The following is an 11,759-nucleotide window of genomic DNA, read 5'->3' as shown; positions in this document are numbered from 1 at the left end:
ACCCGCAGGATCTCGGCGCGGGAGACGCCGGACTGGCGCTCGATCTCCTCCCAGGAGGTGGCCTCGCACACCTCCCGGTACTTCTCGAAGCCCGCGGTGTGCCGGTCGATGAAGAGCTGGTCCAGCGCCCTGGGATCCGTCTTCGCCTGCGCCAGCACCGCCTTGGCCACGCCGCGCAGCAGCGCCATGTCCCCGCCGATGCGCGGCTGGACGTTGAGGGTACTGGTCTTCGTGGACTTGTTCAGCGCCATGTCGACGAAGTCGTGCGGGATGATCGTCCGCGTGGCCGCGGCCTCGACCAGCGGGTTGATGTGCACGATCTGCGCCCCGCGCTTGTACGCCTCGGCCAGCGCGGTCAGCATCCGGGGCGCGTTGGACGCCGCGTTGACGCCCATGATGAACAACGCGTCCGTGGTCTCCCAGTCCTTGAGGTCCACGGTGCCCTTGCCGGTGCCCAGCGACGCCTCCATGGCGCGTCCGCTGGCCTCGTGGCACATGTTGGAGCAGTCCGGCAGGTTGTTGGTGCCCAGCTCGCGGGCCATCAACTGGTAGAGGAAGGTGGCCTCGTTGCCGAGTCTTCCGGAGGTGTAGTACGCGGCTTGGTTCGGGTCGTCCAGCTCGCGCAGGGTGCGGCCGACGAGTTCGAAGGCGTCCTTCCAACTGATCGGCACGTAGTGGTCGGTGGCCGCGTCGTAGACCATCGGCTCGGTGAGGCGGCCCTGGTCCTCGAGCGCGAAGTCGCTCCACTCCTCGAGCTCGGTGACCGTGTGCGCGGCGAAGAAGGCGCGGTCGACCCGCTTGCGGGTCATCTCCCAGGTGACGTGCTTGATGCCGTTCTCGCACAGGTCCAGCTTCAGGCCTTTGATGTCGTCGGGCCAGGCGCAGCCAGGGCAGTCAAAGCCGCCGTTCTCGTGGTTCATCTTCATGATCGCGCGCGGGCCGTCGACGTACTCGCCCTCACGCGTCAGGAACTTCGTGACGCTCTTGGCAGCGCCCCAGCCCGCTGCGGGGTGGTGGTAGGGGTGGAACTCCGGACGCTCCGCGGGAACGGCGCCGACACTGGGCTCCAGCTCGACCTTCGGGTCCTCGGGAGCGCTCACCGTACTCACCTTCCACCGTGCGGGGGTTGCTGGCCGGGGCTCGGCTCGTCCGCCCAGGCTAGTGCTGTTGATCACCACGTGCCAGACGATCACCGGCGCCTGCGGACACCTCGGAAGACCGGTCCGACGCAGCACTCGAAGCACGCGGGAACACGCGGGTCAGAGGCGCGAAATCGGCCTCGGTCCAGCGCAATCCGCTGCGTTTGCGGCCCCGCACGTCTCGGGTTTGAGTGGTGGGTAGTCCCTCCATATCTGGAGCTGTCATGTCGATGTCGTACGGTTCAGCTTTCGGCTCGTCCGATCCGTTCAGCGATCTGCTGAACCACTTCTTCGGGATGTCACCCGCGTCCTCACCCCCGAACGTGCAGCGGGTGCCCATCGGACGGCTCCTGACCGAGTCCTCCCAGGAACTCATCAATCTCGCCGCGCAACGCGCCGAACAGGACGGTGTGACCGACCTCGACACCGAGCACCTGCTCTGGGCCGCCACCCAGGTCGAGCCGTCGCGGTCGCTGATCGCCCGCGCGGGCCTCGAACCCGACGCGCTGGCGTCCAAGCTCACCGCGGTGCTGCCGCGCGGCGGCGCCGAGACGGGCGAGCCGGGTCTGACGCCCTCCGCCAAGCGCACCCTGGCCACCGCCTACGAGCACGCCCAGGCGACCGGCGCCTCCTACATCGGCCCCGAGCACATCCTCGGCGCGCTCCTCTCCGACGCCGACCCCGACGCGCTTCGGTCGCTGCGCTCCACCGGCGTGGACGTCGGCAACCTCCGCGGCGCGACCGAACGCGCGGCGCGCGCCGACGGCTCTGCGCCCGCCGAGCAGAAGCCCGCCACCACGCTCGACGAGTTCGGCCGCGACCTGACCGAGGAGGCCAAGGCGGGCAAGCTCGACCCCGTCGTCGGCCGCGCCGAGGAGATCGAGCAGACGATCGAGATCCTCTCCCGCCGCTCCAAGAACAACCCGGTCCTGATCGGCGAACCGGGCGTCGGCAAGACCGCCATCGTCGAGGGCCTGGCCCAGCGGATCGTGGCGGGCGACGTTCCGAAGACGCTGAAGGGCAAGCGCGTCGTCTCCCTCGACCTGTCCGGCATGGTCGCCGGCACCCAGTACCGGGGGCAGTTCGAGGAGCGCCTGAAGAAGGTCATCCAGGACGTCCAGGACTCGGCCGGCAACATCATCCTCTTCATCGACGAGCTGCACACCGTCGTCGGCGCCGGTTCGGCGGGCGAAGGCTCGATGGACGCGGGCAACATGCTCAAGCCCGCGCTGGCCCGCGGCGAACTGCACGTGGTCGGCGCGACCACCATCGACGAGTACCGCAAGCACATCGAGAAGGACGCGGCCCTGGAACGCCGCTTCCAGCCGGTGCTGATCCCCGAGCCGACCGTCGAGGAAACAGTGCAGATCCTGGAAGGCCTGCGCGACGCGTACGAGGCCCACCACGGCGTCCGCTTCACCGACGAGGCCCTGGCAGCCTCCGCCGAGCTCTCCGACCGCTACATCTCCGACCGGTTCCTGCCCGACAAGGCGATCGACGTGATGGACCAGGCCGGCGCCCGGGTCCGGCTCCGCTCGTCCGGACCGTCCACCGACGTCACCGACCGCGAGGAACGGATCGCCCAGCTCAAGCGGGAGAAGGACCAGGCGGTCGCGGGCGAGGACTTCGAGAAGGCCGCCGAGATCAAGGGCCGGATCGACGTCGAGGAGGGCGAGCTGGCGGGCCTGGAGGAGGGCCGCCCCGGCGTCATCACCGTCACCGCCGACGACATCGCCGACGTCATCTCCCGGCGCACCGGCATCCCCGTCTCGCAGCTCACCACCAGCGAGAAGGAGAAGCTGCTCAACCTGGAGGACGCGATGCACGACCGCGTCGTCGGCCAGGACGAGGCGGTCACCGCGGTCTCCGAGGCGGTACGCCGCAACCGGTCCGGCATGGGCGACCCGAACCGCCCGGTCGGCTCGTTCATGTTCCTGGGCCCGACCGGCGTCGGCAAGACCGAGCTGGCCAAGACCCTGGCCGAACAGCTCTTCGGCGACTCGGACCGCATGACCCGCTTCGACATGAGCGAGTTCCAGGAGAAGCACACCGTCGCCCGCCTGGTCGGCGCCCCTCCCGGATACGTCGGCTACGAGGAGGCGGGCCAGCTCACCGAGAAGGTGCGCCGCCAGCCCTACAGCGTGGTCCTCTTCGACGAGGTCGAGAAGGCCCACCCGGACATCTTCAACGCGCTGCTCCAAGTCCTCGACGACGGCCGCCTGACCGACGCCCAGGGCCGAACCGTCAACTTCCGGCACTGCGTGGTCATCATGACCTCCAACATCGGCGCCCACCGCATCATCGAGCACGAGGGCGACGTCTCCGAGATCAAGGACGAGCTGATGGAGGACCTACGGCGGCGGTTCCTGCCGGAGTTCCTCAACCGGATCGACGACATCATCATCTTCCACTCCCTCTCCGAGAAGGACCTCTCGCGGATCCTCGACCACCTGCTGGACGAGAGCCAACGCCGGGTCGCGGCCCAGGGCATGACGCTGGAGGTCACCGACGCCGCCAAGAAGCTGCTGCTCGCCCACGGCTACCAGCCCGAGTTCGGCGCCCGCCCGCTGCGCCGCACGATCCAGTCCGAACTCGACAACCGGATCGCGTCGCTGCTGCTCGGCGGGGTCGCGGGTCCGGGCGACACGATCGTCGCCGACGTCGTGAAGGACTCGCTGCACTGCACCATCCGCGAGGGCGAGAAGGAAGGCGACAAGGACAGCACGGCGGACGAGGCGAAGGCCGGCGCGGGCACCGCCGAGGCCGCCGGCGCGTAAGGAGGAAGACATGGCGCACCACCACAAGTCCAACAAGACCGTCGAGGGCAATCCCGACACGGGTCACGGTGGCGGCCTTCCACGCCGCCCCGACGAGGACGAACTCGAGGAGCGCACCGAGGAGGACCGCGAGGAGGTGGGCCTGGACCCCGAGGCCGAACCCAGCTCCAAGGAGCAGTACCGCGGCGAGGAGTCCGAGGTCGACCGCGAGGTCGCGGAGGGCGAACTCAACCCCGACAAGGGCGTCCACCGCAAGGACCGCGAGGACTTCCCGCCGAGCAGCTACACGTGAGCAACCAGCGGTGACAGGACCGGGCCCCTCGGGAGATGACTCCCGAGGGGCCCGGTCCTGTCACCGCAGTTCGTGGGCTCAGGGGCGCAGCACCACGACGGCCTCGTCCGTGTAGGTGAGGTAGGTCAGCGTCTCCTGGAAGTACAGCTCGATGTTCTCCCGGTCGTGCGAGCTGTAGCCGATCGACAGGTCCTGACCGAGCCGGAGTTCGAAGTCGCCCCCGCGCGTGGTCATCACGTACGCGCCGGTGAGCGCGGGTGCCCAGACCACGTCGCCGTCGATCATGTTGGCGACGTGCTTGGCGATCGGATAGCCGTGGTCGGAGGTCTCGCTGACCGCGCGGTACTCGTCCGCGCCGAGCAGCACCGAGTACGGCCCGCCGACGCCCGCCAGCCGCAGCGCGGTGAGCGCACTGCTGATCGCGTCCGGGTAGCCGTCCGGGTCGGCGGGCAGCGTCAGCACCGGGTTGGAGCTGCGGGCGCGCAGGCCCTCGATGCCGGCCGCCTGGTAGCCGTCGAAGACAGCGCGGTCCTCGGTGAACGCCATGACCCGCGCCGCGTCCTTGACGGGTTGCCAGTCGGAGTCCTGGGAGCCGCGTTCGACGTCGTCGACGGCTGCGCGGCTGACGGTGAACGGCACCCGCAGCTCGACCAACCGCCGAGCGTCACGGAGCCGGGCGCGGACGTCGGCGTCCGGCGGCTCGATGTTCGTGAGGTGACCCGTGCCGACGGCCGCCAACTCCGGCCCCTGCGGCCCCGTCACGTCCACGACGCGGCGGCCCGCAAGATGGCGCTTGAACGACCTGCGGGCCTCCTCCTCGATCTGGGACCACGCGGACGGTGTGATCGGGGCCAACTCCCGGTGCAGATTGCTCATACCGGACATCGTCCAGCTCCTTCACGCTGCTTGAGGCTGAGTCAGGCGTCCTTTAGGCTGCCGACTCCCAGGGACCCGCCGCCGTCGTCGCCACCTACGGAGACGGCGTCCAGGAAATCCGCAGTCGGCACGAAGAACAGGCAGCCGGTGACCGCCGTCGAGAAGTCGAGAATGCGGTCGGTGTTTCCCGGCGGATCCCCCAGGAACATCTTGTCCAGCATGCGCTCGGTCACCGCCGGGGTGCGCGCGTAACCGATGAAGTAGGTCCCGAACTCGCCGCTCCCGACAGCGCCGAACGGCATGTTGTCGCGCACGATCTGGCGTTGCCTGCCGTCCTCACCCACGACCTGGTTGACGGCGATGTGCGCATTCGGCGCCTTGGCGTCGTCAGGGAACTCGACGTTGCTGAACTTGTGGCGACCGATCGCCTTCTCCTGCTCCGGCGTGGGGAGTTCCAGCCAGGAGGCCAGATCGTGCAGGTACTTCTGCACGATCACGTAACTGCCGCCCCGGAACAGCGGATCCTCGTCGCCGATGTAGACGGTGGCGTCGGCGGTCGGCCCGGTCGGGTTCTCACTTCCGTCGACGAAGCCGAGCAGGTCGCGCTCGTCGAAGTACTTGAATCCGTGCACCTCGTCCACCACGGTGGCGGCGTCGCCGAGGTGCTCGGTCACCTGGCGGGCCAGCTCGAAGCAGAGGTCCATCCGCCGGGACCGGATGTGGAACAGCAGGTCGCCCGGGGTGGCCGGGGCGTGGTGCACAGGCCCGTCCAGTTGCCGGAACGGGTGCAGTTCACGCGGCCGCGGGCTGCCGGGGAACAGCCGCCCCCAGGCCTCGGAGCCGATGCCGGCGACACACACGAGACCGTCCTCCGGGGCGCGGAACGCCACCGTACGGATCACACTGGCCAGATTCTGGAGCAGGTCGCGGACGGTCCGCTCGCCGCCGTCGGCAATCGTGGCGACGAGGAAGACGGCCGCGGGGCTGGGGGGTGCGACAACGGTCTGCGGAATGGCCATGAGGCTCCCTTGGCGCCGGGATTCTTTTGCGATGCTACGTGCTGGACCACACCCTCGCCCGGCAGCGACGCGGACGGGCCGGGCCTAAACTGGTGGGGATTCACGTCCGCCCGCGCCACCTGGGAGGCGATCCCGATGCAGGCTGCCAAAGGCGACTGGCTGCTGATGCACGGCCCGGCCGGATCCAACGACCGGATCGCCAAGGTCAAGGAAGTCCTGAGCGGCGGAGCTGCCCCGCTCTACCGGGTCGAGTACGAGGACGGGCACGAAGCCGTCGTCGTCGCCAGCCCGGCCACGTACATCCGGGTCCGGAAGCCGCGCGTGGTCACGGTGGCTCCCAAGTCCTGTTATCTGTAGGCACTCGAACTACTCGCCCGCTACCTCGATCTCGATGCTGCGGCGGGCGGGCTGACCGGACTTGGGCAGAGTGACCGTCAACACGCCGTCGGCGAGCCGGGCTTGGATGCCCGCGCCGTCGACGTCGCCGGGAACACGGATGCCGTAGGCGAAGGAGCCCGGCGGGCGACGCAGCGCGGCGACGGACGCGGGCTCCGAACTGCCGGTGCGGCGGGTGGGTTCGGGACGACTCATGTCTTGATGCTGGCACGCACCGGACGGCCGGGCACGGCTCGCTGCTGCAACCGGGTTTCCTTGGCAGGTATCGGCGCGCGAGGCGTGGTCGGGGAGCAGAGGATGGCAGCAAGGAGGTCTGCTCATGCGCGCAGTGACATACGAAGCCTTTGCCGTGGACAACTCCCGGCTCCGCTTCGGCGAGGTGCCCGATCCCAAGCTCGGGCCCGGTCAGGTGCTGATCCAGGTCCGGGCGGCGGGGGTGAACCCCGTGGACTGGAAGGTCATGACGGGCGGCCTCGATCCGATGATGGACACCGTCTTCCCGGTGATCCCGGGCTGGGACGTGGCCGGGGCGGTCGTGGCCGTGGGCCCGGACACGCCCGAGTTCGCACCGGGCGACCCGGTGATGGCCTACGCCCGCAAGGACGCGATCCACGCGGGCACGTTCGCCGAACTCGTGTCGGTCTCAGCCCAGCACGTCGCCCGCAAGCCGGACGGGTTGGACTGGGCGCAGGCGGGCGGCCTGCCGCTCGCGGGCCTGACCGCGCTGCGCACCCTGGACCGGATGGGCGTCGGCCCGGACGACGTGCTGCTGGTCTACGGCGCGGCCGGCGGGGTGGGGAGCATTGCCGTGCAGCTGGGCGTCGACCGTGGGGCCAAGGTGATCGGCACCGCCTCGGAGCGGAACCACGGTTACGTGCGCAAGCTCGGCGCCGAGCCTGTGGCCTACGGCGACGGCGTGGCCGAGCGGATCCGCGCCCTGGCTCCGGACGGGGTCACCGCCGTCGCGGACTTCGTCGGCGGACAGGTGGACGTGACCCTGGCCGTGCTCGCGCCCGGCGGGCGGAACGCCTCCGTCGCCGACCCGACCGTCGAGCAGCACGGCGGCATGTGGATCTGGGTCCGCCCGGACGGGGTGAAGCTGGCCGAGCTGGCGACCGTCGTCGACCGGGGCGCACTGACCGTGGAGGTCGCGCAGACCTTCCCGCTCGACCAGGTCGCCGCCGCCTTCGACGCCAGCCGGACCGGACACACCCGGGGCAAGCTGGTGATCGTGCCCTGAGTTCCGCAGAGCGGGCTCCGGCGAGCGGTCGCGTCACTCCTCGCGGTCGTAGTCGGCCTCCGCCTGCTCCTTGTCCAGCTCGCGCTGCGCCGCGTAGAACAGGTCATGCACGAAGCGTCGGGCCCGCTCGGGCGAGAGGCCGGGCGCCTGCACGCGCAGGCGTTCCGTCCACGCGGTGATGATGTCGTCGTCGCTCATACCTCAAGCGCACGCCCATCCCGCACTGGCCGCCACTCCGGCCACTCCGGTCGCCGCCCCGGTCGTCACTGCGGCCGGTCACGTGCCCGGCAGCGCCCAGAGCGGCTGGTGCCAGCCGTCGCCCGGCACGAGTCGCCGCGCGGCCTCCGGCCCCCAGCTGCCCGGCTCGTACGGAAGCGGCCGGCTGCCGGTGTCGATCACGTCCCCGACGATCCGCCAGGCCTCCTCGATGCACGGGAACGCGGCGAAGGGGACCGGGTCGCCGACGATCGCCGCGTGCAGCACGGTCTCGTAGGGCAGCGGCTCACGACCGAGCACCGTCTCGAAGTCGACGCCGGCCGCGCCGGTCACCCGCTCGTGCGGCGGTTCCGGGCGCTCCAGGGTGACGGCGAACGTCAGACCGGGGTCCGGCTTGATCCGGAACCGGATCAGGTCGGGCGGCATGGCGTGGCTCCCACTCCCGGGCCGGTCCGGGAAGAGCGAGGGTGCGCGCAGTTGGACGACGACCTCGGTGGCCGTTGCGGCCAGGCACTTCCCGCTGCGGATGCAGAAGGGCACCCCGGCCCAGCGCTCGTTGTCGATGGACAGACGCAGCGCCACGTACGTCTCGGTGGTCGAGTCGGGGTGGACCCCGCGCACCTGCCGGTAGCCCTGGAACTGGCCCAGCACGGCGTCCTCGGGCCTGAGCGTGCGCACCGCCTGCAACAGGCGCAACGCCTCGTGCGCCCGGGCCTCTGCCTTTGCCTGCGCGTCGGGCTGCCCCCGGGTCCGCAGGGCCTCGGTGCCGATCGGCTCCATGGCCAGGTAGGCGAGGAGTTGCAGCAGGTGGTTCTGCACCACGTCACGGATGCAGCCGACCGCATCGTAGAAGGAGCCGCGGTCCGCGACGCCGAAGTCCTCGGCCAGGGTGATCTGCACGTTGTCGATCCAGTCCCGGCTCCAGACCGGGGTCAGCAGCGTGTTGGCGGTGCGCAGGCCGGGCAGGCCGCGCACGGTCTCCTCCCCGAGGAAGTGGTCGACGTGCAGCAGGTGGTCGTCGTCGAAGTACCGTGCCAGGTCGGTCTGCAACTCGCGGCAGGAGGCGAGGTCGTGGCCGAACGGCTTCTCCACGACCAGCCTCGCGCCGCGGTTGAGCCCCGCCTCGGCCAGTGCCTTGGCCAAGGGAAGGAACAGCGAGGGCGGGACAGCCAGGTAGAAGGCGGCGAATCCGTGGATCGCGTCGGCGAGGGGCCTCATGGTGTTCGGGTCGGCCTGGACCCCGCCGACGATGGACAACTGCGCGGCGAAGCGCTGGAACACGTCCTCGTCGAAGTCCTCGATGGCCGCCGTCACCGCCTCGCGGGCGTGGGCGCGCACCATTCCGTCGTCCCAGGCCCGGGTGGTGACTCCCACGACGGGGACGGTCAGCAGACCGTTCTCGGAGAGCCGGTAGAGGGCGGGCAGGATCATCTTCCTGGCCAGGTCGCCGGTGATGCCGAAGAGCACCAGCACGTCGGCGCCCTCCAGCGCGGCGGAATCGGCACCCTCCAGGGCGGCGGAAGCGGTCACCTGGGAACCCTGGGAAGCAGCTGCAGCGCACATGCGCGCAGCCGTACCCGTCCCTTGCGCAGAAGGTGCCCGGCGGCCGGAAATCCATTGCTTCGGGGACGGGGTTGGGCCGTTCGGAGGTCGGCCGGAGGTCGGGATCGCGCGACGGGAAGCGGCCCTGTGCGCGGCTGCCTAACGTGGAGCCCGCCCGAGCAGCCCGCCCGCCCCTGCCGCGTCCCTCTGGAGCCCGTGATGACGACCACCCCCACGCCGACCTGACCGGGGTCTACGCGCTGGACCCGGCGCGCAGCGAGATCGGCTTCGTCGCCCGGCACGCGATGGTCACCAAGGTCCGCGGGTTCTTCAAGGAGTTCGACGGCACCGCGCAGGTCGACGGAGCCGACCCGAGCAAGTCCTCGGTCCGCATCACGATCAAGACCGACAGCCTCGACACCCGCAACGAGCAGCGCGACGGCCACCTGCGCAGCAACGACTTCCTCGACCTGCCGAACCACCCGGAGATCACTTTCGTCTCCACGGCGGTCGAACCGGTCGACGCCACGCACTTCAACGTGGTGGGCGACCTGTCGGTCAAGGGCAGCTGGTCAGCGACAAGATCCGGCTGGAGTTCGAGATCTCGGCGATCCGGCAGCCCTGAACCGCGCAATCACCCGAATGGCGTAGCCCCGCGCAGACGCGCGGGGCTAAGCCCTTGCTCTCTGCGGTCTATGCGGCGCTGTGACGGGCACCCGCGTGTTCGAGTTCGCAGTCGGTCCCGGGGAAGACCTCAGCCCGGTGCCCGTCGTCGAACTCGACCAGGTACGGCGGATCGCCTTCCTTGCCCATCACCTCGACCACCCGACCGAAGTGGTCGGGCGCGCCCACCTGGTGCCCCAGGAAGCGCAGCCGGTCACCTACTTTCGCCTTCATCCCGTCGTCACCCGCTTCCCCACGCTGCTCTGCCGGTTCTCGGCTCCCCTCAAGCTCACCACCGCCCCGCACCACCGGCAACCGGCGTGGCCACGGCCCGGGAGATCCGACCGAGACCGACTCGGTGCCCGGCCGCCGTTCCAGGCGGATACTCCTGCTGTCGGGCGCACACGGGGAAACGGGGGGCGCGCCATGGACAGGGTGCAACGGAATGTCATGTCCGTTCTGCGGTACCGCTGCAGAGCGTTCTGGATGCGTCGGCGCAGGTATGTGCTGACCGGCGTCCCGGCGCTGGCCGGGGCTGTCTGTGTCGCCGTCGGCTTGCGGCAGGGCGCCACCACCGCGCGGGAGGTGTGGATCGAGTCGGCGCTGCCGTGCCTGCTCACGGCGTTCAGCTGGCGGGTCTGGACGGCCCCCGAGGAGGGGCTGGCGGACGCACTGCGGCTACGGCGGCTGAGTCGGCGGATCGCACTACGGGTGAGCACGGTGCTCGCCATGGCAGCGGCAGTCGGCCTGCTCCTCCGGTTCGGCACGGCGTCGGTCTGGGCCGCGCTGTTGGTACCTGTCCCGCTGCTGGTGGAGGCGGTGCTCTGGCAGTTCACCCCGCGCGCACTGCGGCGGGACGTGCGCGCCGGGCGGGTCCTGGAGGAGGCGCAGACTCTGACTGCGCGGGCGGGGCAGGATCGGCCGCTGGAGTTCGATCCGACGCGCGGACGGTCCGGCCGGCTGGTGCCGGACCGGTTCCTGCCCGCGCCCGGCGGGTTGGGCGTCATGTGCAGCGCCCACCCTTCACGGCGCCGGGGCCGGGGCCGCTGGGCGTGCGGAACCTCCCCCCCGAGGACGAGCTGTGGGTGCACAGCGCCTATCTGCACTGGACCGGCCAGGCGCTGGTGGTCTGCTACGGACCTGCCGGCAGCTTCAGGATCCAGCTCGGGCCGAACACCCCGCCGTCGGCGCTCGGCTCGCCGTTGGCCGACGTGCCGGTGGAACTGGTCTGGCTGCGCGAGAACTACGGCCAAGCCTCGGAGGTACGGCTCCTGCTGCTGGACGCCGGCAGCCGACGGCTGCTCACCATGCCGGGGCTCGGGATGAGCGACTCCAAGGTCGCGCAGGTCGCCCAGGCGGCGGGCCTGGCGTACAGCCAGTACGAGTTGCGGATGCCTGCGGTCCTGCCCGCCGTCGAGTTGCCGAGGCACAACCTGGTCTCGCTGATGTTCCCGCGCCACCTGCACCATGTGCAGCCCGAGCTGAGCCGACGGCAGCGGGCGGCACTGGAGCAGGCGATCACTATGAAGCTGCCGCCCGCTCGCTGGGCTGCGATGGTCGGGCGGGCGGGAAGGTCCTGAGTCCGCCCGACCATGGCCC

General features: G+C 70.4%; 12 protein-coding genes and 1 pseudogene. 6 read left to right on the top strand and 7 right to left on the bottom strand.

From position 1 onward, the window contains the following. A partial coding sequence (locus ABH940_RS20310) for a molybdopterin-dependent oxidoreductase (protein ID WP_370105901.1) occupies positions 1–1,100 on the bottom strand: 1,100 nt, incomplete at its 3' end. 263 nt (positions 1,101–1,363) lie between these two features. Here ABH940_RS20310 and ABH940_RS20305 point away from each other — a divergent pair. Next, positions 1,364–3,916: an ATP-dependent Clp protease ATP-binding subunit gene (locus tag ABH940_RS20305; protein WP_370105900.1), complete on the top strand. Its 2,553-nt coding sequence runs from the start codon at positions 1,364–1,366 to the stop codon at positions 3,914–3,916. A gap of 10 nt (positions 3,917–3,926) precedes the next feature. Then, positions 3,927–4,208, top strand: a complete 282-nt coding sequence (locus ABH940_RS20300; RefSeq protein ID WP_370069692.1) for a hypothetical protein — start codon at positions 3,927–3,929, stop codon at positions 4,206–4,208. Positions 4,209–4,286: 78 nt separating this feature from the next. Here the strand turns inward: ABH940_RS20300 and ABH940_RS20295 are convergent, their stop codons facing one another. Continuing rightward, complete coding sequence (locus ABH940_RS20295; protein ID WP_370069694.1) at positions 4,287–5,084, bottom strand: family 1 encapsulin nanocompartment shell protein; 798 nt, start codon at positions 5,082–5,084, stop codon at positions 4,287–4,289. A 41-nt stretch (positions 5,085–5,125) separates the two neighbouring features. Further along, on the bottom strand, positions 5,126–6,103 hold the full coding sequence (locus ABH940_RS20290; RefSeq protein WP_370069696.1) for a Dyp-type peroxidase: 978 nt from the start codon (positions 6,101–6,103) through the stop codon (positions 5,126–5,128). Between the two features lie 135 nt (positions 6,104–6,238). Between ABH940_RS20290 and ABH940_RS20285 the strand changes: the two genes are divergently transcribed. Next, on the top strand, positions 6,239–6,460 hold the full coding sequence (locus ABH940_RS20285) for a DUF1918 domain-containing protein (RefSeq protein WP_370069698.1): 222 nt from the start codon (positions 6,239–6,241) through the stop codon (positions 6,458–6,460). 9 nt (positions 6,461–6,469) lie between these two features. Here ABH940_RS20285 and ABH940_RS20280 read toward each other — a convergent pair whose 3' ends face one another. Beyond that, positions 6,470–6,694, bottom strand: a complete 225-nt coding sequence (locus tag ABH940_RS20280; protein WP_370069700.1) for an Hsp20/alpha crystallin family protein — start codon at positions 6,692–6,694, stop codon at positions 6,470–6,472. 124 nt (positions 6,695–6,818) lie between these two features. Here ABH940_RS20280 and ABH940_RS20275 point away from each other — a divergent pair, with 124 nt between their 5' ends. After that, positions 6,819–7,739 carry an NADP-dependent oxidoreductase gene (locus ABH940_RS20275; protein ID WP_370069702.1) on the top strand — a complete coding sequence of 307 codons (921 nt, stop codon included), beginning with the start codon at positions 6,819–6,821 and terminating at the stop codon, positions 7,737–7,739. 33 nt (positions 7,740–7,772) lie between these two features. On the opposite strand, the gene ABH940_RS20270 is transcribed toward ABH940_RS20275, so the two are convergent. Together ABH940_RS20270 and ABH940_RS20265 are read right to left on the bottom strand one after the other, a co-directional pair. Then, positions 7,773–7,937: a hypothetical protein gene (locus ABH940_RS20270; RefSeq protein ID WP_370069704.1), complete on the bottom strand. Its 165-nt coding sequence runs from the start codon at positions 7,935–7,937 to the stop codon at positions 7,773–7,775. A gap of 78 nt (positions 7,938–8,015) precedes the next feature. Next, positions 8,016–9,485: a glucose-6-phosphate dehydrogenase gene (locus tag ABH940_RS20265; protein ID WP_370069706.1), complete on the bottom strand. Its 1,470-nt coding sequence runs from the start codon at positions 9,483–9,485 to the stop codon at positions 8,016–8,018. A 65-nt stretch (positions 9,486–9,550) separates the two neighbouring features. Between ABH940_RS20265 and ABH940_RS20260 the strand changes: the two are divergent. Further along, a pseudogene (locus tag ABH940_RS20260) lies at positions 9,551–10,051 on the top strand (YceI family protein); the annotation flags it as partial. 139 nt (positions 10,052–10,190) lie between these two features. Here the strand turns inward: ABH940_RS20260 and ABH940_RS20255 are convergent. Next, positions 10,191–10,394 carry a DUF1918 domain-containing protein gene (locus ABH940_RS20255; RefSeq protein ID WP_370069708.1) on the bottom strand — a complete coding sequence of 68 codons (204 nt, stop codon included), beginning with the start codon at positions 10,392–10,394 and terminating at the stop codon, positions 10,191–10,193. 818 nt (positions 10,395–11,212) lie between these two features. Here ABH940_RS20255 and ABH940_RS20250 point away from each other — a divergent pair. Continuing rightward, the gene (locus ABH940_RS20250) at positions 11,213–11,740 is read left to right on the top strand and encodes a hypothetical protein (RefSeq protein WP_370105905.1); all 528 of its coding nucleotides are present in this window, start codon (positions 11,213–11,215) and stop codon (positions 11,738–11,740) included. The last annotated feature ends 19 nt before the right edge of the window (positions 11,741–11,759 follow it).

It is taken from the genome of Streptacidiphilus sp. BW17 (assembly GCF_041262485.1).
Taxonomy (GTDB): domain Bacteria; phylum Actinomycetota; class Actinomycetes; order Streptomycetales; family Streptomycetaceae; genus Streptacidiphilus.
This window is presented reverse-complemented; position numbering and strand designations above follow the sequence as displayed.

What these genes read in the sequence shown, in the direction of transcription:
- ABH940_RS20295 (WP_370069694.1), bottom strand. Translation starts at nt 5,084, where the DNA reads ATGAGCAATCTGCACCGGGAGTTGGCCCCGATCACACCGTCCGCGTGG.
- ABH940_RS20285 (WP_370069698.1), top strand. Translation starts at nt 6,239, where the DNA reads ATGCAGGCTGCCAAAGGCGACTGGCTGCTGATGCACGGCCCGGCCGGA.
- ABH940_RS20290 (WP_370069696.1), bottom strand. Translation starts at nt 6,103, where the DNA reads ATGGCCATTCCGCAGACCGTTGTCGCACCCCCCAGCCCCGCGGCCGTC.
- ABH940_RS20275 (WP_370069702.1), top strand. Translation starts at nt 6,819, where the DNA reads ATGCGCGCAGTGACATACGAAGCCTTTGCCGTGGACAACTCCCGGCTC.
- ABH940_RS20255 (WP_370069708.1), bottom strand. Translation starts at nt 10,394, where the DNA reads ATGAAGGCGAAAGTAGGTGACCGGCTGCGCTTCCTGGGGCACCAGGTG.
- ABH940_RS20305 (WP_370105900.1), top strand. Translation starts at nt 1,364, where the DNA reads ATGTCGATGTCGTACGGTTCAGCTTTCGGCTCGTCCGATCCGTTCAGC.
- ABH940_RS20270 (WP_370069704.1), bottom strand. Translation starts at nt 7,937, where the DNA reads ATGAGCGACGACGACATCATCACCGCGTGGACGGAACGCCTGCGCGTG.
- ABH940_RS20300 (WP_370069692.1), top strand. Translation starts at nt 3,927, where the DNA reads ATGGCGCACCACCACAAGTCCAACAAGACCGTCGAGGGCAATCCCGAC.
- ABH940_RS20280 (WP_370069700.1), bottom strand. Translation starts at nt 6,694, where the DNA reads ATGAGTCGTCCCGAACCCACCCGCCGCACCGGCAGTTCGGAGCCCGCG.